We start from the raw sequence: 19976 nt of genomic DNA, 5'->3' as shown, positions 1-19976 counted from the left end.
GGGCGGTGTCCGCGGGAAGTCCCGTGGCCACCGCCCGGCCGGGATGGAGTGACATGGAGTACCTCCGGGCGTCCTGCGCGGCGCTGATCGCGGTGGTGTTCGCCGTCTCGGCGGTGTCGAAGCTGCGGGACTTCCGCGGGTTCGCGCGGTCGGTGCCCGTGCTGGTGCCGATGCCCGCGAGGTGGGTCCCGCCGGTGGCGATGGCCGTCGTGGCCGCCGAAGGGAGCATCGCGGTCCTCGTGGTCGTGCCCGCCGCCGCGACGGCGGGGTTCGTCCTCGCCACCGGCCTGCTGCTGGCCTTCACCGCCGCCATCGCCGCTTCGCTTCGCCGCGGGCAGCGGGCGCCGTGCCGCTGCTTCGGCGCGGCCGATACGCCGGTCGGCCCGCGTCACCTAACCCGCAACGCCGTGCTGGTCTGCTTCGCCGTCCTCGGCGCACTCGGGCCGGCGCACCTGCCGTCCCTCGCCGGGGCCGCCCTCGCGGTGACGGCGGGCGTGGTGGTGGCCGTATTCGTCATCGCGATGGATGACATCGCCGTCGTGTTCGCAAGGAGTTCCTGATGCCCTTCGTCGTCGCCGCCCTGGTGCTGCTCGGCCTGTTGTGCCTGCTGAACCTGCTCCTGACCGTCGGGATCCTGCGCCGGATGCGGGCACAGACCGAGCACCGGCCCGGGTCGATGTTCGCGCTGCGCCCCGGTTCCGCCATCGGCGAGTTCGCCGCCACCACCACCGACGGCGAGCCGGTCAGCACCGCGGCGCTGCACGGCACGGTGGCGTTCTTCTCCGCCGACTGCGCCGCCTGCCACGACACCCTGCCGGACTTCCTCGCCTACGCACGCGAACAGGGCCGCGACAACGTCCTCGCCGTCGTCGGCGGCGACGACCCGGACACCGTGCTCGCACTCACCGGCGTCGCGCGGGTCGTGCCGGCGGACCTCGACGGCGGCCCGGTCGCCGCCGCGTTCCGCAACACCTGGACCCCCGCGCTGTACGTGGTCGCCGACGGGCGGGTGGTCGCGACCGCGGGCCGCGTGCACGAGCTGCCCGTGCCCGCCGGGCGCTGACCGGTGCGCGAACCGGACCGGCGGATCGGCGCGGACCAGGTGCGGGCGGCGGGTGCGGCCGCCGCCGTGCTGCTGTGGCGTTCCGGCCGGGCGCGGCTGGTCGGGCTCCTGGTCATGACGGCGGCCGCGGCCACCGCGCCGATCGCCACCGCCTGGCTGACCAAGCTGGTCCTCGACCGGCTCGTCTCGCGCACCGGCGCGGTCGGCGGCCTCGCCGCGGCGCTGGTGCTCGCCGGGCTCGCGCTCGCCGCGCTGCCCCTGGTGGTGCACTACGTCCGCGCGCAGATCGGCCGCTCGGCGAGCACGGTCGCCACCGACGGGCTGTTCGACGCGCTCGGCCGTCAGGTCGGTTTGCGCACCTTCGAGAACCCCGCCTACCAGGACCGGTTGCGGCTGGCCCAGGAGAGCTGCGGCCGGATGCCGGAGATCGTCGACGGCGTCGGCGGCACGCTCAGCGGGACGCTCTCGCTGGCCGGCTTCCTCGGCTCGCTGCTCCTGCTGAGCCCGGCGATGGCCGGTGTCGTGCTGGCCGCCGCGATCCCCGCCTTGCTCGCCGAACTGCTGCTGGCCCGGCGCCGCGCCGCGGTGGAATGGCGCATCGAACGGTTCGCCCGGCGCGAGTTCTTCTACAGCCAGCTGCTCACCGGCATCGCCGCCGCGACCGAGATCCGGCTGTTCGGCATCGGGGCGTTCCTGCGCGCCCGGATGATGGACGAGCGCCGCAGCGCCAACGACGCCCAGCGCCGCATGGACGAACGCGAGCTGTGGACCATGGGCGGGCTGACGGCGCTGAGCGCGGGAGTCGCCGGTGCCGGGCTCTGGTGGGCGATCACGTCGGCACGCGACGGGTCGCTCAGCGCCGGGGACGTGTCGATGTTCGTGGCCGCCGTCGCCGGGGTGCAGGCCGCGCTGGGCACGCTGGCGTCGTCGATCGCCGGCGGCCAGGCCCGGCTGCTGTCGTTCGCGCACTACGTCGCCGTCGTCCGGGCGGAACCCGATCTGCCGAGCGGGTCCGGTGACGCGGCGCCCGCGTTGCGGCGGGAGCTCGAGCTGCGCGACGTGTGGTTCCGCTACAGCGACGACCACCCGTGGGTGCTGCGCGGGGTGAACCTCACCATCCCGCACGGCGCGGCGGTCGCGCTGGTCGGTCTCAACGGCGCGGGCAAGAGCACGCTCGTGAAGTTGTTGTGCCGCATGTACGACCCGACGCGCGGGCGGATCCTCTGGGACGGGGTGGACCTGCGTGACATCCCGCCCGCGTTGCTGCGCGACCGGATCAGCGCGGTGTTCCAGGACCACATGAACTACGACATGACCGCGGCCGAGAACATCGGGCTCGGTGAGCTGTCCGCGATGAACGACCGGGCCAGGCTGGTGGACGCGGCGACCCGGGCGGGCGCGCACGACCGGATCGCCGCACTGCCGCGCGGGTACGACACGCCGCTCACGCGGATCTTCGAGATCGGCACCGAGGACACCTCGACCGGCGTCGTGCTCTCCGGCGGCCAGTGGCAGCGCCTGGCGCTCGCTCGTTCCCTTGTCCGGGAAGGGCGCGACCTGATGATCCTCGACGAGCCGAGCTCCGGTCTCGACCCGGAGGCCGAACACGAGGTGCACGCCCGCATCCGCGAGCACCGGCAGGGTCGCACGAGCCTGCTCATCTCGCACCGGCTGAGCGCGGTGCGCGGCGCCGACCGCATCGCGGTGCTCGAGGACGGCCGGGTCAGCGAGCTGGGCACGCACGACAGCCTGCTCGCCGACGACGGCGGGTACGCGCGCCTGTTCCGCCTGCAGGCCGACGGTTACCAGGCGGTGCCGTGAGAATTCCGGTCTTCCTCGGGCTCCTGGCCGCCATCATCGCCCGCCGGATGCTGATCCTGACCACAGTGGACGGTGCGAGCATGGCCCCGGCGTTGCGTTCCGGCGACCGGGTCCTGGTGCGCCGGACCCGCCGCGCGCGACGCGGTCAGGTGGCCCTGCTGCGTTACCCGCCGTTGCCGAGCGGAGCGTCGACGGGGGAGCAGCTGCTGCTCAAGCGCGTGGTGGCGGTGGCGGGCGACCGTGTCCGGCCCGGCTGGGCCGACCCGGACGTGCACGGGCTGGGCGGAGCGGTGGTGCCCGCGGGCTGCACCGTCGTCCTGGGCGACAACCGGCCGACCAGCTGGGACTCCCGGCACTACGGGTTCGTGCCGAGGGAGCGGATGATCGGCGTGGTGGTGCGGCACGTTCGATGAGACGGGGGAGCATTCCGCCGTGACGGTGAGACCGCCGCCGATGTGTAACGCCTCCTTGCCGCTCGCGGACTACGAGGCATGGACTCGTGCTCGAGATGCGGCCGGGAACTCGGCTCCCAGGCGAAGTTCTGCGGCGCGTGCGGCACTCCTGTCAGCGTGCTCCCGCCCGAGCCCCGGGACGAACCGGCCGCCGTCGCGCCGAGGCAGACGACGCGGCCGAAGCGGACAGCTGTCGTCGTGGTCGCCGCGGCCGTGGTCGTCGCCGCGGCCGGCGTGACGACCTTCGCCCTCACCCGCGGGACGGACTCCGCGCAACCCGGCACCGCGCAGCCGGGCACCACTCAGCCGGACACCACACAGCCGGGCACCACGGCGGCGGTGAGCATCCCCACCGCCGCGCAACCGCTGACGTCAACGGAAGTCGCCACCACCACTGCGACCGAGGCGGACCTGCGCCGCCAGGTCACCCAAGACAGTGCGGTCGCCGAAAGCCTGGTCGGGAAATGGGTTCCGCAGCTGTCCTCGAAGGGCCTGGGCCTCGTCGTCGGCACCACCACCTACGACTACCCGGCGATCATGGCCGACTTCCAGACCCTCCGCACCCGCTTCCCCGACGCCGTCATGGTCAACTCGAGTGACTTCAAGACCTTCTCGCGCAAGAACTTCTGGGTCACCCTCGAGGCGAAGGTCTTCCCGGACGCCGACACGGCCAACGCCTGGTGCGACGAGCAGAACTTCGCCCGCGAGGACTGCCACGCCAGCCGGCTGACCCACGCCGGCGGCCCGGCCGGCAACTCCAAACCCCGCTGATCCCAACGGAACCTAGCCGAACAGCTTCGTCACCAGCTCCGCGATCTTGGCCGCGGGTTCGGTCAGCGAGCCGATCAGGCTGGTGACCGTCTTCCAGCGCGAGCTGACGGCCACCCCGCGCGGCGCGTCGCTCCGCAGTTCCGCCTCGATCCTCTCCAGCGCCTGCCGGACCTCCTCGCGGTCGGGCTCCGGCGCAGACGCGGCGATCGCCTCCCGCGAGCGCGTCAGCTCCGCGATGAGGTCCTGGATCGACGCGCCGGCCGCCGCCGAGTCGTTGTGGACCGTGGCGTTCTTGCCGATGGCGCTGCCGGAGATGTGCGCGTCCCGCATGTCGAACCGGTCACCCATGGGTCTGCTTTCCCTTCGCCGCACTGCTGGTGGTCACCTTGCTGTTCGTGCCGACCGCCGAGTCGACGAACGTGCTGCCGCGCATGTCGTAGCTGTTGACGACCGGGTCGGCCAGTTTCATGAACTCGACGACCGAGTAGCCGCGCTCCTGGAGGTACTGCCCGACCGCGCGGAACAGCGTCGCGTCCAGGATCTTCACGTACCGTTCGGCGTCGACGTCCTGGAAGTAGCTCTGCACGCGCTCGGCCTGGGCCAGCTCGCGCAGGCTGCGGTCGGCGCCGTACTTGGCCGGGACGGCCTCGTCCAGGTCCTGCCGCAGCGGCTTGAACGGCCGGAACACCGACAGCCCGCGGCGGAACACCGTCGCCGGCAGGAGCCACAGATCCAGGAAGGCGTGGCCCAGCGACCGGGCGAGTGAGTGGTGCCGGTCGATCGCGCGGTACTCCGGGGCGATCGGCAGCAGCGCGAGGAACTGCCACTCCAGGTACAACATCCGCTGGTCCGTCCCGGCGTGCACGTAGCACGACGTGGTCAGGTCCCGGTCCCAGGACTCGACGCGGTAGCACCGGTAGTACCGCGCCCATTCGACGACGCTGTCGGCCAGCGCTCGCGCCTTCTCGACCGGCAGGCGGCGGGCCGGTGCGCGGTCGAGGTCCGCCAGCACCTCGGGGACCGACCGGTGGTCGACGACCAGCCGGTCGGCCGGCACGAGCACCTGTTCGCGGTGGGTCAGGTTTTCGAGGCGGCGCCCCGGTCCGAGCGACGACGTCTCCTTCAGCGCCTCGATCGCCGCGCCGACGTGGTCCTGCAACTCCGTGACGCTGATGTGCCGGGGGTCGACGTCGTCGTCGGACGAGTCGAGCGGCAGGGCGATGACCTGCCGGTGCACCGGGACGCCGGCGCCGACGAACGGGGAAAACCCGCGGTGCACCACCACGTCGGCGCTCGTTTCGTGGCCGGCGCCGGCTTCCTCGGCGGCGACCACGCGCTCCAGCGGCAGGTGGAAGGCGTCGAGCCCCAGGCCGCGGAGCCGGCGTTCCCATTCGGCGGAGCTGCGGCGCCCGTCGGCGACGAACGTGGCGCGGCGGAAGCGCTGCAAGACCAGGAACCGCACGGCGAACAGGTCGGTGAGCAGGACCCCGGCGATCAGCAGAACCAGCACGACGGTCACGACGACGACCTGGACGGCGCTGTCGGTGGCCGTGGAGGTGAGGGGACGCGAAGAGCTGAAGCTCGAAGAGCTCCCGGAGGACACCATGTCGCTGACCCCGCTGAACACCTCCAGGCCCAGCACCATCGCCGCGGCGGCCAGCAACCCCGCCGCCACGACGAAGTTGCCGATGCCGCGCACCCGGAACCGGCCCGGGATCGCCGCCAGCACGACGGCGCCCAGGAGCCAGGCCATCAGCACCGCCGGATCGGCGAACAGGAGTACCAGCAGGAGCACCAGGAGCACCCCGTCGCGGATGCGACGCCGGGTGCGCGACGCGACCGCCTCGCGCAGCACCGCGGCGGTGTCCACGCCGGGTGTGGGTGGGAGCGAGCGCAGCGGTTCGACCAGGAACTCCCGCATCGCCGCGTTCGCGTAGTCCTCACTGAGCTGCGCGGCGGCGCACAGGTAGCGGGTCGTGTTGTCCCGGCGGGTCAGGGTCGCGCCGCACTGCTGGCAGAACCCGTCCCCGGGCCGGTTGACCGCGCGACACCGCCAGCAGCTCTGGTTCCGCCCCGCACCGACATCGACCGCCATGGCGTTCCTCCTGACCGGCTCTTCCGGCCAGGAGTCGTCCGCCGTGCGGTGCCGTGTTACAGACTCCGTACCCCCGAACGTGTGATGCTTCGGCGAGTCGCTACCGGGCGCGAACTCCGGTCTTCGTGGTGAACCGGAACTCGACGGTCACCGGCAGGGTGTCGACGTCGACAGCCTGGCGCAGCCGCGGGAGGCCGTGGGTGTCGAGCTGGTGGCGGATGGCCGTGAGGTCGGCGTCCTGGGCAGCGCGGACGATCAGGGCCAGCGCGGGGTTTTCGCGGGTGCCGGCGAGCGTCGCCTGCGCCGTGTGGATGCCGGGGTACGTCCGGACTTCGGTGAGGAAAGGCTCGATCGCCGTGCCGGCCGGCAGTTCGGTGCGGCCGCGGGCGGGGTCCGTGGCGAAGATCCACGTGTGGGTCTTCGGTTTCCGGGTCAGCTGGGCGGCGAGCCACCGCAGCAGCACGAGGCCGAGGAGCACCGCGACCGCGGCGGTGACGTACCAGACCCACGTCGGTGGCGGCGCCGTGCCGGGCACGAGCGGCGTCTCGGGGGCGAGAACCGTCAGCTTGCCGAAGTGGAGGGCGACGGCGAACCCGCCGGCGGCGACCAGCAGCAGGCCGATCAGGGCCAGCAGAGCCCGGTTGAGACCGCTCATGATGCGCTCCTGGTGGCCTTGACCTTGACGTGCACCGCGGGGACGGTGGCGGGGGCGATCCGGGCGAGCCGCTCGGAGATCGCGGCGTGGACGGCCTCGGCGAGACCTTCGGTGGTGGTGCGTTCGGTGCGCACGCGGGCGGTTACCTTGCGGCGCTTGAGCTTCAGCGTCGTCCCCGACACGCCGTCGACGCCGGAGGCCGCGGCACGCAGGGCGGAGCGGTAGCTGTGCCGGGACGCTCCTGACTCCAGTTCGCCCTGCAGGGGAAGCACGGTGAGCTTGCCCGGGAGGACCGCGGCGAGGAGCAGGACGAGCCCGAGCAGCGCGGCGACGCCCCCGGCGACCGCCGGGACCAGGTCGCTCCACCGCTGTCCGTGCAACCAGCCGGCGACGCTGTCGTAGCCGATCAACGGCGGTTGCCCGGTGATCATCTGGATCGCGGAGACCGCGGCGAGCACGCACGCGCCGAGCAGGACGAGCGCCGTGAGTGCGGCGGGGATGCTGCGACGGGGCCGGCGTTTCACTGGACCCTCCTCGTTTCGGTGACGTCGGTGTGCAGCGCGGTCACGGTGATGTCGACGCGCTCGATGCTCAAGCCGGTCAGCTCGTGCACCCGGTTGGTGAGGTGCTCACGGACGGCGTCGCCGGTCTTGAGCACCGAACGCGGATAGCTGATCGACAGGCGGACCGAGAGGGTCGCGGTGCCGCCGGTGACCTTCGCGGCGACTTTGGCGCTGTGGTCCGGGTCTTCTCCGCCGACGGCGACGCCGAGGAGCCGCGTGGCGGCGCCGCCGACGCCGTCGACTTCGGTGACGGCCTGGGCGGCGATCCGCTCGACGGTCGTGTCGGCGATGGTGAGCGTGCCGCGGTCGATGCTGGTCGCGGTGGTCATGGCGGGTCAGCCCCGATCGCGGCCGGACAGCGCCGAAAGGTCCAGTTTGCCGTCCAGGAAGCGGCCGACGAGCAGGCCCAGCGCGCCGAGCACGAGGACGAGCAGGAAGGCGCCGAAGCCGCCGAACGCGGCGGCCACGCCGAGGACGAGCCCGGTCAGCAGACCGAGGTGGGTGGTGCTCATGGTCTCTCCAAGCTGGGGCGGTGGAGCCGGCTCACGCGGTGGCCGGCGCGGATGTGGACGGGCCGGTCGAGCGCCCGGCGGCGGCGAGCGGGTCGGCGTCGATCTCGACGCCTCAGGTCAGCGGACGCGGCCGGAGTCGGTCTGCTCGGCGGTGTCGTCGTCGCCGGGGATGTGGACGTCCGAGACGTTGATGTTGACCTCGACGACCTCGAGCCCGGTCGTCTGCTCGACCGCGGAGATGACGTTGCGGCGCACCGAGCCGGCCAGGTCGGCGATGGACACGCCGTATTCGACGAGGATCTGCAGGTCGATCGCGGCCTGGCGTTCGCCGACCTCGACCGCGACGCCCTGGCCGGCCGACGCGGTGGCGCCGGGGATGCGCTCGCGCAGGGCGTTGAAGGCGCGCGAGGCACCGCCGCCGAGGGCGTGGACGCCGGGAACCTCGCGCGTGGCGATGCCGGCGACCTTCTGCACGACGACGTCGGCGATGGTGGTGGCGCCGTGGCTGGAGGACAGCGCGCCGCCCTCGGCCTTCGTGACCGTCGCGGCGGGCTGCGTCGTGGTCTTGACCGGGCTGGTGGTCGCGGTGTTCGTCATGACGTCTCCTCGGGTGGTGTCCTGTGTGGGCCGTGCAAGCCGCTTGCCTGCACACCTGAAGGACCCGGCCACCCGGGAAACGTCACGACCACGATCGTGTGGCGTGGATCTCGCTCAGACGGAGTGCAGGCGCACGGGCAGTTCGCGCACACCCCAGGTGAAGTTCGACGCTGTGTAGCGGGGCTCGCCCACGATGTCCACCGCGGTCACCCGGTTCAGCAGCTCCTCCAGGAACACCGTCAGTTCGAGCCGGGCCAGGCGCGCCCCCAGGCACTGGTGGCGGCCGCCGCCGAAGGCGAGGTGGCGGTTGGGCGTGCGGTCCACCCGGAAGCGGCCGGCGTCGCCGAACTCGGCGTCGTCGCGGTTGGCCGAGACGTTCCACAGGGTCACCCGGTCGCCCTCGGCGATGTCGACGCCGCCGATCGTGGTGGGCGCGGTCGCGGTGCGCAGCACGTGCACGCCGGGGGTGGTCCAGCGCAGGACCTCCTCGACCGCGTCCGGCAGCAGCGTGCGGTCGGCGCGCAGCGTGGCCCACTGGTCCGGGTGCTCGATGAGGGCGAGCACGGCGCCGGCCGCGGAGTAGCGCGTGGTCTCGTTGCCGCCCGCGAGGACACCGTTGCAGTTCACGACGATCTCGGTGTCGGTCAACGGCCGTTTCGTCCCGTCCGCCGTGGACCGCCGGTCGGCGGCGATGCGGCTGACGAAGTCGTCGCCCGGGTGGTCCCGGCGGTCGAGCACCAGTTCCGAGAAGTACAGGAAGATCTCCGCGTGCGCGGCGAGCCTGCTCTGTTCGTCTTCGCCCTCGAAGGCGTCGTTCATGGTGCCGCCGAGCCAGTCCCATTCGTCGCGCGGAACGCCCATCAACGCGCAGACCACGCGAGTCGGCAGCCGGCGCGCGGTCTCGACGACGTCCACCTCGCCCGCGGCGAGGGCGTCGTCGAGCAGGCCGCCCACGACCGTGCGCACGAGGTCCTCCGCGTGCGGGATCGCGGCGGGCGAGAAACCCTTGGCCAGCACCGTTTTCAGCTGCGCGTGGTCCGGCTGGTCGGAGACGATCAGCATCTGCCCGGTCACGGCGTCCACCGCGGTCGGGTTGGTGCCCAGCCGCATCCCGTGCCGGGAGCTGAACCCGGCGGCGTCGCGGTAGACCGACAGCACGTCGGCATAGCGCGTGACGACCCAGAAGCCGCCGTGCGCGTCGGGGTGCCGGCTCACCGGATCGTGCTCGCGAAGCCACGCGAAGTGCGGCCAGAACTCGGTACCGGCGAAGCTGAGGTCGTCGGTCAGGTCCATCAGCACAGCAGGCTCCCCAGTGCGGGCACGGTTTCGTCGGCGAGGTCGGTCAGGAAGGTGTGGCTGCCGGCGAAGGACCGCCGGGTGGTGCCGGCGGTGCTGTAGCCCGACCAGCCGTCGAGCAGGTGCCCGGGCACGACGGTGTCGAGGTCGCCGGACCAGGCGTGGATCGGGCAGTCCAGCCGGAACCGCTCGGCGAGGACGTGGGTGTCGGCGAGCTTGTCGTCTCGGCGCAGCACGTCGAGCAGGAACTCCTGGCTGTCCTCGTCGAGGTCGCGGAGCTCGGGCGGGCCGGAGACGAACAGGTCGCGCAGGATCTGCTCGTCGATGACCAGGTGCTCGGCGGCCGACCGGTTGCCGGGCGGTTCGGTCGCGGCGAGCACCAGCGCGTCGGGACCGGTCGCCCGCGCGAGCTCGTAGGCGAGCAGACCGCCGAAGCTCTCACCGACGATGACGAGCGGCGCGCCGGCCCGGAGTTCGGCGAGGTCCGTGGCTACGGCGTCGACGGCTTCGGCGAAGGTCGCCGGGTGTTCTTCGGCGAAGCGGTTCTCCCGCCCGGGAAGTTGGATGCCGACCACCGAGACGGCCAGTCCGAGGCGGGCTTGCCAGCTCCGGAAACGACTACAGCCGGCGCCCCCGGGCGGCGCGCAGACCAGGGTCGGGCGGCCGGCGGGGGATGGGTGCCACGGGATTACCCAGCCGCTCACGCGGGTACCTCCGCGAGTTGGTGCGGTTTCGGGCCCGGCGTGGTCGGGTTGGGGTTGCTGGCGCTCATGCCGAGTCGGCCCGGCTCCACGGCCAGCGTGGCCGGGTTCGGGTTGGCGGCGCTCATGCGGGCACCTCGGCGAGCCGGTTCGGCTCCGGGGCGAGTGCGGTCGGGTTGGGGTTGCCAGCGCTCATGCCGAGTCGGGCCGGCGTGGTCGGGTTGGGGTTGCCGGCGCTCATGCGGGCACCTCCGCGAGCCGGTCCAGCTCCAGGGCCAGCGCCGCCGGATTGGGGTTGCCCAGCAGCAGCGGGATCGACGCTCGCAACCCCGTCCGCTTGCGCAGTGCCGCGACCATCCGGGCGGCGAGCAGCGAGTGCCCGCCGAGCTCGAAGAAGTCGGCCGCCACGTCGGACACCGGCTGGTCCAGCACCTCCGCGAAAACCGCGCATACCTCGATTTCGCGGTCAGTCTCCGGTGCCCGGCCCGTGGGCCGCGCCGCGTCGGCGGCCAGTGCCAGCGCCTCCCGGTCGACCTTGCCGCGGTCGTTGTACGGCAACGCGGGTACGAAGTCCACTGTGGACGGCAGCATGTGCTCCGGCAGGAACGTCCGGCAGTGCTCGCGCACGAGCAGGGCGCCGGCGACCGGGTCGTGCCCGTCGGCCAGTACCGCGGCGACGCCGAGGGTGCCGCCCGCCGTGCGCACGAACGCCGTCACCGCGAGCACCGCCGGCAGCTGCTCCACCACCCGCTCGACCTCGCTGAGCTCGATCCGGAACCCGCGCACCTTGACCTGGGTGTCGAGCCGGCCGAGGAACTCGAGCTGGCCGTCCGGGCGTTCGAGCACCTCGTCGCCGGTGCGGAACAGCCGCTCGCCGTCGACGGTGACGAACCGATGCGCCGTCAGCTCCGGGTCGCCGCGGTAGCCCCTGGCGAGCGCGGGCCCGCCGAGGCACAGCTCACCGCGTGTGACCGGCCGTAAGTCGGCGTCGAGCACCCGGGCCTTATAGCCGGGCAGGGGACGCCCGATGGTCGTGACGTCGTCGCCGCGGGCGCTGTCGGCGCAGGTCGCCGCGATCGTGGCCTCCGTGGGGCCGTAGACGTTCAGCACGCGGTGCCGGGCCATTAGCACCTCGAGCAGCCCGCGCGGGCAGCGTTCCCCGGCGACCACCACGACCTCGGCCCCGGCGAGCGCGTCGGCGCAGGAGGCCAGCAGCGACGGGGTGAGGCTGGCCGTGCGCGGCGCGACCGCGGCGATCCGGCCGGCCAGGTCGACGTGCTCGCCGTCGTCGGCGAGGTCGAGGATCGCCGTGCCGATCCCGTTGAGCAGGTGCAGCAGCACGCACCAGAGCCAGCCGTCGAACGCGGGCGAAAGCGGGTTGATCCCCAAGCCACCCGGTCCGATGTGGAGGGTGCTCATGGCGCCCAGCGCCGTTTCCAGCCCCGCGTAGGTGACCTCGACGCCCTTCGGTCGTCCGGCGCTGCCCGAGGTGTGGATGAGGTAGGCGATCTCACCCGTGGCTGCGGCGAACCGTCCGCCGCGGGCACTCTCCGGGTCGACCACGGGCAGGTCGGCCGGCGCGCCGGGAGGCCGCTGTCCCAGGATCAGCGTCACGCCGGAGTCGTCGAGCACCTCGGCGATCCGGGCGGCCGGGTGCCGCTCGTCCAGCGGTACCGCCGTCGCGCCGAGGCGCCACACGGCGAGCAGGCTCGCCACGGCCAGCCGCGACCGGCCGGTGGTCAGCGCGACGGTGGTGCCCGGCCCCGCTCCGGCGGCCGCCAGCGCTCCGGCGATCGCCGTCGTCCGCTCGGCCAAGCCGGCGAAGTCGAGCGCGCCGTCCGGTGCGGAGCAGGCGGTGGCCGCCGGGCGGTCGGCCGCCCACCGCTCGACCGCCTCCTCCAGCAGCCCGATGCCCCTGCTCCGGGCGGCGTTCACCGGCAACGCGAGATCCGTCATCGTGCTGGAATCCATTCTTTCGGACGCGACAATGAAAAGGCGGCTGAACGCTGGAGAAGCTACGGCGAGATCGCGGCCGGGGCAATACTGCGCCAAGGTGATCAATCCCGGTGTGCGACCGTTCGTGGCAGAGTGGGATAAGCCGATCAGCGTAAGTCTGTGGATTCCCGTGATTCCGGCATGCTTTCCCTTCCCAGGTCCGATGTGGATGGTGTAGTGACCGGCCGTCCGGTGACGCACGTCACGGCCGCGCCTTTTGTTCGGGCACAGCGAGAAAAAGCGATTTTGCCCCTGTCGGACGCGGCCCGGTGAGCCGTACGATGCGGCGTCGCCCGATCTGATCGAATGAGGGAAAACACCGGATGCCAGAGACCATCGGCTGGAACAACTTCGTCGACACCCAGGCGCGGGCCGAGTACCGGCGGCTCCGGCTGCTCGAGGAGAGCTTCGACCCGTTCAGCTTCCGCCAGCTCGACGGTATCGGGGTACGGCCGGGGTGGCAGTGCCTGGAAGTCGGCGCCGGGGCGGGTTCGGTGGCGACCAGGATGGCCGAGCTGGCCGGCCCGGAGAACGTGGTGGCGACGGACCTCAGCCACGCGTTCCTCGGCCCGCTCGCCGACCTCGGGGTGACGGTGCTGCACCACGACGTCACCACCGACGACGCGCCGGGGGAGTTCGACGTCATCCACACCCGGTTCGTGCTGGAGCACCTGCCCGAGCGCGAAGACGTGATCAAGCGGCTGGCTTCCTGGCTCAAACCCGGTGGGTGGCTGCTCATCGAGATCGGCACCACGCTGCCCGAGCTGTCCGCGTACCCGGCGACCCTCCGGACCATGACGGCGCTCGCGCGGGTCATGGCGGACCGGGTCGGCACCGACCCGCGGTGGGGCCACACCTTCCCGGTCCCGCTGGAAGCGGCCGGACTGTCCGACTGCACCGCGGAGGGCGTCGTCCTGCCGGCACGGGGCGGGCGGCCGCTGGCGGGCTGGCTCAAGAACACGACGAAGCTCGTCGAGGAGCACGCGCTCGCCACCGGCCTGGTCACCCGGGAGGTGCTCGACGAGGCGTACGAGCTGTACGAGACGCCGTCCTTTGTGGACTACAGCTGGATGACCGTCGGGGCGCGCGGCCGCCGGAGCTGAGGGCCCCGGTTCAGGCGGCTCCGCCCCACTGCTGCTCGGCGTCGCACCACCAGGTGGTGCGACCGCCGACCTTCCCCCGCACCATCGGCGCGTGGTCGCGCGGGCACCGCGCACCGGGCTTGCGGAACGGGATGACGTCGAGCGTGTGCACGCCGCCGTGCTTCAGCGCGGCGGACACCGCACCGCGCGTGGCACGCAGGAGCCGCTCGACGTCGTCCCGGCCGAGGTCGTCCACCGGACGGGCGGGGTGGACCCGCGCCCGCCACAGGATTTCGTCGGCGAGCAGGTTGCCGACGCCGGCGATGGAGTTCTGGTCCAGCAGCCGGGCCTTGACGGCCGTCGTCCCCTTGGTGATGACCGCGCGGAACTCGGCGGGCCTGATGGTCGCGGCGTCCGGACCGAGCTCGTCCAGCGCGGGATCGAGCACGATCCGGCCGAGCCGGCGGGGGTCGACCAGCAGCAGGCGGCCCCCGTCTTCGAACGTCAGGGCGAAGCGCGACCACCGGTAGTCGCCGGGCGCGCGCCGGCCTTCCCAGTAGTCGCCGCCGTCGACCTCGGAGCCGTCCGCGTCCGCCACCACGATCTTCCCGGACATGCCCAGGTGGACGCCGAGCACGGGCCCGCCGTCGGTCTCGCACCCCATCGACTTGCCCCGGCGTCGGGCGGCGACGAGCCGCCGCCCGACGAGCGCGTCGCGGATCTGCCCGGGCCGGTGCGGCCGGCAGACGTAGCCGTCGGAGTCGTCGACGCCGGTGATCAGCCGGCCCAGCGCCGCGCGCTCGATCACCGAGCGGGCGAACTCGACCTCGGGCAGCTCAGGCACGGAATGGCCCCTCTCCGCTCAGTCAGAGAACGGACGTTCTCTGACTGAGCACCAGCCTACGCCGGCTAGGTCACCACGATCTTGCCGGTGTTCTGGGGGAAGATCGGGTCGTTGTAGAAGAACTCGCCTTGCTTCGTGAAGGTGTGCTTGAAGGACTGGCCCGGCATCAGGGTGCCGCTGTCGAACTCGTACTCGAAGAACGAGACCGCGCCGTGGGCGAACGCGTTGCCCTGGGGGTTCACGAACGTGATCTCCGTGCCCGCCGGGACCGTCAGGTTCTGCGGGGACATCGCCGTCTGCGCCACCGTGTTCTCGGTCGCGCCGGGCGCACCCGCGGTCGCGTCCCAGACGCGGCCGAGCGTGACCGTGTACTTCGCGGCCGCGGCGGTCACCGCGGCCGTGCGGATCTGGTTGCGCTTCGACGGGGGAACCGGCGTCGCGGCCGGGGCCACCTTGCCGCCGAGCTTGAACGCCCAGAGGTGGTCGCCCTTGGGGATGTCGGGGTAGGGGAGACCGTTGCCGCCGGCGAAGACCGCCAGGTACTGGTCGCCGTCGATCTCGTAGCTGATCGGGCTCGTGTGGACGCCCGCGCCGCACTGGAAGCGCCACAGCTCGCGGCCGTCGACGTCGTTCATCGCCAGGAGGTTGCCGTCCGGGCCACCCTGGAACATCACGCCGCCGTCGGTGGTCAGGATGCCGTTGCCGTGGGCCAGGGACCACTCGCTGTCCTTGCTCCACACCAGCTTGTTCGTGCGCGGGTCGACCGCGGCGATCCCGCCCGCGAAGTACTCGCCGTACGGGCGGGCGGTGTTGACGCGGCCGCCGGTCGTGTTGGAATAGGCGGAGTTGACGAGGCCGTAGCCGACGTAGACCCAGCCGGTGGTGGGGTTGAACGAAACGTGGGCCCAGTCGGCGCCACCACCGGCGCCGGGGAAGATGATCGTCGCGCGGTCCCAGTGCGTCGCGAACAGGCCGCCGGTGGGGTAGAACGGCACCGGTCGCGTCGAGTTGTCCAGCCGGGGCTCCTGCGGGACGAACGCGTCGCCGGCCGGGAAGGGCTGCGTCGGCGCCGTCTTGTGCCGCGGGTCCTGCGGCACCGGGCGCTCGGTCACGCCCTGGATCGGCTTCCCGTTCGTGCGGTCGAGGATGTAGTACATGCCGACCTTGCTGCCGTAGACGACGACCTTGCGCAGCCTGCCGTCGATGCGCAGGTCGATCAGGACCGGCGCCATGACGTTGTCGTAGTCCCAGATGTCGTGGTGCACCGACTGGAAGTGCCAGCGCCGCTTGCCGGTCTTCGCGTCGATCGCGACGATCGTGTTGGCGAAGAGGTTGTCGCCGCCGCGGGTCGAGCCGTTGGTGCGCGGGTAGGGATTGCCGAAGGTCCAGTAGACGAGCCCCAGTTCGGGGTCGACCGCGGGGTGGATCCACGGCACGGCGCCGCCGGTCTTCCAGGACTCGCCTTCCCACGTGTCGTGGCCGAACACGCCCGGGCCGGGGACGGCCCAGAAGGTCCAGGCGATCTTGCCGGTGGCGGCGTCGAGGGCGTACGCCCGGCCGCGGGCGCCGGCGGTGCTGCCCTGCATGCCCACGTAGATGAGCCCGTCGGAGTAGACGACCGCGCCGGCGAGGCTGCCGATGCTGCCGCCGCACTGGCCGTTCGCCGGATCGCACGGCTCGGGTGTGCCCTGCGAGGCGTCCTCGGTGAGCAGCTGGGTCTTCCAGGCGACGGCGCCGGTCTTCTGGTCGAGCGCGTAGAGGATGTTGGCGCCGGAGGTCGAGAACACCTTGCCCTGGCCGAGTGCTACCCCGCGCATGTTGGTGGTCTCGGTGCCGAGGTTGGTCTTCCAGCGCACCGCGCCGGTGCGGCCGTCGACGGCGAACACGTTCTGCTGGGTGGTCTGGACGTAGAGGACGCCGTTCTGGGCGACGATCGTGCTCTGCTGCGCGCGGGAGGTGTCCCCGCCTTCGAGGTTGACGTGCCAGGCGCCGCCGAGGCGGGTGACGTTCTGCCGGGTGATCTGGTGCAGCGGCGTGTGGTTCTGGTTGCCGAGGTCGCCTCCCACCTTGGTGAAGTCCCGTCCCGGCTTGCCGAAGGCGTCGGGCTGGCGCGGGGTGTCCGCCGTCGACGGCGCCGCGACCGCGGGCGTGGCGGCGAGCACGGTCCCGGCCACGGCGGCCCCGGTCGCGCCGGTCAGGAATTTGCGTCGATCCATCGGTTGGGCCTCTCTTCGTTGAGGAAAGCGCGCTGCCACGAGATGGTCTGAGTGAGCACGGGGTCCGTCTAGTGGTACTATCGGACCGCTCGACGGTCGAGTCTAGAACTGTCGCGTGCGCCGGACAAGGGGATTCGCCTCTTGTTCGGCGCGCCGTCGCCGGGGTACTGTCGCGGAACGCCAGGCGGACCGAAAGGACCGCTGGGTGGACCCGGGGGCATCGTCGCCCCGCCGTACCGAAAAGGAGTCCCGGTATGTCCGCAGTTCTGGAAACCGTTGTGGCGCAGGGCGAAGGCGGGGTCCTTCCCCAGTGGTCGGATCCGGTGGTCGAGTGCTACGAGACCCGCCCGGAGGTCACCGCATACGCCGGCGAGAGCGAGCCGTGGCGGGCCCGCTGAGCCGGGCGGAGCTGACCGACGCCCTGCTCCGCCTCGAAAAGCGCTACTGGGCTCACCACCCGTTCCACCTCCGGCTGCACGAAGGCCGGTGCACCCCGGCGGACCTGCGCCGCTGGGTGGCCAACCGCTGGTACTACCAGAAGTGCCTGGCGCGGAAGAACGCCGCGATCATCGCGGCCTGCCCGCTGCCGGAGGTGCGCCGCGCGTGGGTCGACCGGATCGTCTTCCACGACGGCGCGAACGCCGGCGAGGGCGGCATGGAACAGTGGCTGGGCCTGGCGGAAGCGGTCGGGCTGAGCCGGGCGGAAGTCCTGGACGAGCGGCACGTCCTGCCCGGGGTGCGGTTCGCCGTCGACGGGTACCTGCACTTCTGCCGCACGAAGCCGTGGATCGAGAGCGTCGCGGCGGCGCTGACCGAGGTGTTCTCGCCGGGGCACATGACCGACCGCGTCACCGCGTGGCGCGAGCACTACGACTGGATTCGGCCGGAGGGCTTCGCCTACTTCGAACGCCGGATCCCCGCGGCACGGGAGGACAGCGCGCTCACCCTGCGCCTCGTGCTCGACCACTGCGTCACGGCGGAGCAGCAGGACGCCGCCGTCCGTGCGCTGTCCTTCAAGTGTGACGTGCTGTGGGCGGTGCTCGACGCGGTGGACTACGCGGGGGCCTCATGAGCGTGACCGCCGAGAGCAAGCCGGGCCTGCGCCGCGGCGTGCGGCTGGAGTTCGATGCCGTCCGCGGCCGCACGGCACTGCTCTTCCCCGAAGGGGTGCTGCTGCTCAACGAAACCGCGGCGGCCGTGGTGTCCCGGTGCGACACCCGGCGTTCGGTGGCGGACATCGTCGACGACCTCGCCGCCGAGTACGCGGGCGTCGAGGCCGGCTCGGTGCTCCGGACGCTGGCCGGCCTCGAAGACCGCGGGCTGGTGGGGGAGACGCCGGACGCGCGGCCGGCCGGGATGCCGACGTCGCGGCCGGGAACTGTTGTACCGCAAAGAACACCGGTTCCGCTCGGCCTGCTCGCCGAGCTGACCTACCGGTGCCCGCTGCAGTGCACGTACTGCGCGAACCCGCTCGATCTCGCCGGCTACCGGGACGAACTGGACACCGCCGCGTGGCTCGACGTGTTCGCCCAGGCCCGTTCCCTCGGCGTGCTGCAGCTCCACCTGTCCGGCGGTGAGCCGGGCCTTCGCCGCGACCTGACCGACCTGGTGGCGGCGGCGAACCGGCTCGGCCTGTACACGAACCTCGTCACCAGCGGGATCTCGTTGACCGAGAAGAGGATCGCCGGGCTCGCCGACGCCGGTCTCGATCACTTCCAACTGTCCCTTCAGGACGCCGAAGCGGCGCCGGCGGACCGGGTGGCCGGGCGGGCGGCGCACGACCGCAAGCTCGTCGTCGCCGGGGCGGTCCGCGCCGCCGGGCTCCCGCTGACCATCAACGTGGTGCTGCACCGGGCGAACGCCGGCCACATCCCGGCGATCGCCGCGCTGGCCGAACGTCTGGGCGCGGACCGGCTCGAACTCGCCCACACGCAGTTCTACGGCTGGGCACTGCGCAACCGCGCCGCGCTCATGCCCACGCGCGACCAGGTCGACCAGGCCGCCCGGGACGTCGCCGCGGTCCGGGAGCGGTACGCCTTCGAGGTCGTGCACGTCGCGGCCGACTACTACGACCCGCGTCCCAAGCCGTGCAACTACGGCTGGGGCGCCCGGCAGCTGAGCGTCACCCCCAACGGTCACGTGCTGCCCTGCCTGGCCGCGGAAACGCTGCCCGGACTGGAAGTCCCTTCCGTGCGCACGGATCCGCTCGCGGCGATCTGGTACGAGTCCCCGGCGTTCCGGAAGTTCCGCGGCACCGAGTGGCTGCCTTCGCCTTGCAGTGGCTGTGCGCTCAAAGAAATCGACTTCGGCGGCTGCCGGTGCCAGGCCTACCAGCTGACCGGCGACGCGACTGTGACCGACCCCGTCTGCGACCTGTCGGAGCACCACGACCTCGTGCTGGCCGGGCTGGCGAACCTCGCGCCGGAACCCGCCGTCCCCCGGCGGATGCGATGAAGATCCGCATCCTCGGGACCGCGGCGGGCGGCGGCTCTCCACAATGGAACTGCGGCTGTCCGGAGTGCGAGGCGGCCCGGGACGCCGGGAGGTCGCGAACCCAAGACGGCCTGGCGGTCAGCGGGGACGGCCGCGCGTGGTACCTCGTCAACGCCTCTCCTGACCTGCGAGCGCAGCTGCTGGCGACCCCCGAGCTGCGCCCGCCCGCCGGTACGCGGGACACCCCGGTGCGCGGGGTTCTGTTCACCAGCGCCGAACTGGACCACACCCTCGGTCTGCTCGGCCTGCGCGAGGCCAGCGAGCTCGACGTCTACGCCACCGCGTGGGTGCACGAGGCTCTGACGAAGGCGTTTCCGCTGCACGCCGTCCTGTCCGGGTACACCCGGGTGCGCCGGCACGACGTCCGCGACGGCGAGCCGATCGAGCTGGCCGGCGGCCTGCGGGTCACGGCGACCGTGCTGAGTGCCAAGCGGCCTCGGTACGCGAGTGGGCTGGGCCCGGGCGACGCGGTGTGCGCGTACCGGTTCGACGCGGGCGGCCGCTCCTTCACCTACGCACCCGGCCTCGCCGCGTGGAGCCCGGAGTTCGAGCGGGCGGTCGACGGCGCCGACGTCGTCGTGGTCGACGGCACGTTCTTCACCGAAGACGAGATGGGCCCGGCGCGTCCGGCGTCGGGCATGGGCCACCTCGCCGTGCGCGAGCAGCTCCCGCTGATCCACGCCCGCCCGCGCACGCGGTTCCTGTTCACCCACCTCAACAACACCAACCCGCTCCTCCGGCCGGACGCGCCGGAGCAGGCCGAAGTCACCGCCGCGGGCGCGTCGGTGGCCGCCGACGGACAGTTGCTCGAGCTGTAACC

General features: G+C 72.4%; 23 protein-coding genes. 10 read left to right on the top strand and 13 right to left on the bottom strand.

Going from position 1 to position 19976, the window contains the following annotated elements; genetic code table 11:
- Positions 1-53: 53 nt before the first annotated feature.
- The 5 genes from ACZ7PG_RS05590 (at position 54) to ACZ7PG_RS05570 (ending at position 4107) form a co-directional block, all read left to right on the top strand.
- Entirely contained in the window at positions 54-560 is a 507-nt protein-coding gene (locus tag ACZ7PG_RS05590; protein WP_470237903.1) for a MauE/DoxX family redox-associated membrane protein, read from the top strand.
- Complete coding sequence (locus tag ACZ7PG_RS05585; RefSeq protein ID WP_470237902.1) at positions 560-1063, top strand: TlpA disulfide reductase family protein; 504 nt, start codon at positions 560-562, stop codon at positions 1061-1063. The genes ACZ7PG_RS05590 and ACZ7PG_RS05585 overlap by 1 nt, the downstream gene beginning before the upstream one ends.
- A 3-nt stretch (positions 1064-1066) precedes the next feature.
- Positions 1067-2884, top strand: a complete 1818-nt coding sequence (locus ACZ7PG_RS05580; protein WP_470237901.1) for an ABC transporter ATP-binding protein — start codon at positions 1067-1069, stop codon at positions 2882-2884.
- The gene (locus ACZ7PG_RS05575) at positions 2881-3297 is read left to right on the top strand and encodes a S26 family signal peptidase (protein ID WP_470237900.1); all 417 of its coding nucleotides are present in this window, start codon (positions 2881-2883) and stop codon (positions 3295-3297) included. The genes ACZ7PG_RS05580 and ACZ7PG_RS05575 overlap by 4 nt, the downstream gene beginning before the upstream one ends.
- A 156-nt stretch (positions 3298-3453) precedes the next feature.
- Positions 3454-4107, top strand: a complete 654-nt coding sequence (locus ACZ7PG_RS05570) for a zinc ribbon domain-containing protein (protein ID WP_470237899.1) — start codon at positions 3454-3456, stop codon at positions 4105-4107.
- 12 nt (positions 4108-4119) lie between these two features.
- Here ACZ7PG_RS05570 and ACZ7PG_RS05565 read toward each other — a convergent pair whose 3' ends face one another.
- From ACZ7PG_RS05565 to ACZ7PG_RS05515, 11 genes are all read right to left on the bottom strand, one after another.
- The gene (locus tag ACZ7PG_RS05565) at positions 4120-4455 is read right to left on the bottom strand and encodes a hypothetical protein (RefSeq protein WP_470237898.1); all 336 of its coding nucleotides are present in this window, start codon (positions 4453-4455) and stop codon (positions 4120-4122) included.
- Complete coding sequence (locus tag ACZ7PG_RS05560) at positions 4448-6202, bottom strand: hypothetical protein (RefSeq protein ID WP_470237897.1); 1755 nt, start codon at positions 6200-6202, stop codon at positions 4448-4450. Before ACZ7PG_RS05560 ends, ACZ7PG_RS05565 begins: the two co-directional genes overlap by 8 nt.
- A gap of 100 nt (positions 6203-6302) precedes the next feature.
- Complete coding sequence (locus ACZ7PG_RS05555) at positions 6303-6857, bottom strand: alkaline shock response membrane anchor protein AmaP (protein WP_470237896.1); 555 nt, start codon at positions 6855-6857, stop codon at positions 6303-6305.
- Positions 6854-7381, bottom strand: coding sequence for a DUF6286 domain-containing protein (locus ACZ7PG_RS05550; RefSeq protein ID WP_470237895.1), 528 nt, complete (start codon positions 7379-7381; stop codon positions 6854-6856). Before ACZ7PG_RS05550 ends, ACZ7PG_RS05555 begins: the two co-directional genes overlap by 4 nt.
- Positions 7378-7749: an Asp23/Gls24 family envelope stress response protein gene (locus ACZ7PG_RS05545; protein WP_470237894.1), complete on the bottom strand. Its 372-nt coding sequence runs from the start codon at positions 7747-7749 to the stop codon at positions 7378-7380. Before ACZ7PG_RS05545 ends, ACZ7PG_RS05550 begins: the two co-directional genes overlap by 4 nt.
- Positions 7750-7755: 6 nt before the next feature.
- A complete protein-coding gene (locus ACZ7PG_RS05540) occupies positions 7756-7932 on the bottom strand; it encodes a hypothetical protein (protein ID WP_470237893.1) in 177 nt (58 codons plus the stop codon).
- A gap of 117 nt (positions 7933-8049) precedes the next feature.
- Positions 8050-8529 (bottom strand): Asp23/Gls24 family envelope stress response protein, encoded by a 480-nt coding sequence (locus ACZ7PG_RS05535; protein WP_470237892.1) that lies wholly within the window; start codon positions 8527-8529, stop codon positions 8050-8052.
- Positions 8530-8643: 114 nt separating this feature from the next.
- Positions 8644-9822, bottom strand: a complete 1179-nt coding sequence (locus ACZ7PG_RS05530) for a cytochrome P450 (RefSeq protein ID WP_470238997.1) — start codon at positions 9820-9822, stop codon at positions 8644-8646.
- The gene (locus ACZ7PG_RS05525) at positions 9822-10529 is read right to left on the bottom strand and encodes a thioesterase II family protein (RefSeq protein ID WP_470237891.1); all 708 of its coding nucleotides are present in this window, start codon (positions 10527-10529) and stop codon (positions 9822-9824) included. Before ACZ7PG_RS05525 ends, ACZ7PG_RS05530 begins: the two co-directional genes overlap by 1 nt.
- A complete protein-coding gene (locus ACZ7PG_RS05520; protein ID WP_470237890.1) occupies positions 10526-10654 on the bottom strand; it encodes a hypothetical protein in 129 nt (42 codons plus the stop codon). The genes ACZ7PG_RS05525 and ACZ7PG_RS05520 overlap by 4 nt, the downstream gene beginning before the upstream one ends.
- 109 nt (positions 10655-10763) lie before the next feature.
- Complete coding sequence (locus ACZ7PG_RS05515; protein ID WP_470237889.1) at positions 10764-12497, bottom strand: non-ribosomal peptide synthetase; 1734 nt, start codon at positions 12495-12497, stop codon at positions 10764-10766.
- A gap of 347 nt (positions 12498-12844) precedes the next feature.
- Between ACZ7PG_RS05515 and ACZ7PG_RS05510 the strand changes: the two genes are divergently transcribed.
- Positions 12845-13624 carry a class I SAM-dependent methyltransferase gene (locus ACZ7PG_RS05510; protein WP_470237888.1) on the top strand — a complete coding sequence of 260 codons (780 nt, stop codon included), beginning with the start codon at positions 12845-12847 and terminating at the stop codon, positions 13622-13624.
- Positions 13625-13634: 10 nt separating this feature from the next.
- Here the strand turns inward: ACZ7PG_RS05510 and ACZ7PG_RS05505 are convergent, their stop codons facing one another.
- Complete coding sequence (locus ACZ7PG_RS05505; RefSeq protein WP_470237887.1) at positions 13635-14447, bottom strand: Fpg/Nei family DNA glycosylase; 813 nt, start codon at positions 14445-14447, stop codon at positions 13635-13637.
- 65 nt (positions 14448-14512) lie between these two features.
- A complete protein-coding gene (locus tag ACZ7PG_RS05500; protein WP_470237886.1) occupies positions 14513-16663 on the bottom strand; it encodes an outer membrane protein assembly factor BamB family protein in 2151 nt (716 codons plus the stop codon).
- Between the two features lie 254 nt (positions 16664-16917).
- Between ACZ7PG_RS05500 and ACZ7PG_RS05495 the strand changes: the two genes are divergently transcribed.
- From ACZ7PG_RS05495 to pqqB, 4 genes are read left to right on the top strand one after another with little or no spacing between them, the layout of a single operon-like run.
- Entirely contained in the window at positions 16918-17061 is a 144-nt protein-coding gene (locus tag ACZ7PG_RS05495) for a hypothetical protein (protein ID WP_364385643.1), read from the top strand.
- Positions 17046-17735 carry a pyrroloquinoline-quinone synthase PqqC gene (pqqC, locus tag ACZ7PG_RS05490; RefSeq protein WP_470237885.1) on the top strand — a complete coding sequence of 230 codons (690 nt, stop codon included), beginning with the start codon at positions 17046-17048 and terminating at the stop codon, positions 17733-17735. Before ACZ7PG_RS05495 ends, pqqC begins: the two co-directional genes overlap by 16 nt.
- Positions 17732-19117 (top strand): pyrroloquinoline quinone biosynthesis protein PqqE, encoded by a 1386-nt coding sequence (pqqE, locus tag ACZ7PG_RS05485; protein WP_470237884.1) that lies wholly within the window; start codon positions 17732-17734, stop codon positions 19115-19117. The genes pqqC and pqqE overlap by 4 nt, the downstream gene beginning before the upstream one ends.
- Positions 19114-19974 (top strand): pyrroloquinoline quinone biosynthesis protein PqqB, encoded by an 861-nt coding sequence (gene pqqB / locus ACZ7PG_RS05480; RefSeq protein WP_470237883.1) that lies wholly within the window; start codon positions 19114-19116, stop codon positions 19972-19974. Before pqqE ends, pqqB begins: the two co-directional genes overlap by 4 nt.
- The last annotated feature ends 2 nt before the right edge of the window (positions 19975-19976 follow it).

Source organism: Amycolatopsis sp. NPDC114504 (assembly GCF_055633595.1).
The sequence above is the reverse complement of the archived record's forward strand: the minus strand, read 5'-3'. Positions and strand labels throughout refer to the sequence as shown.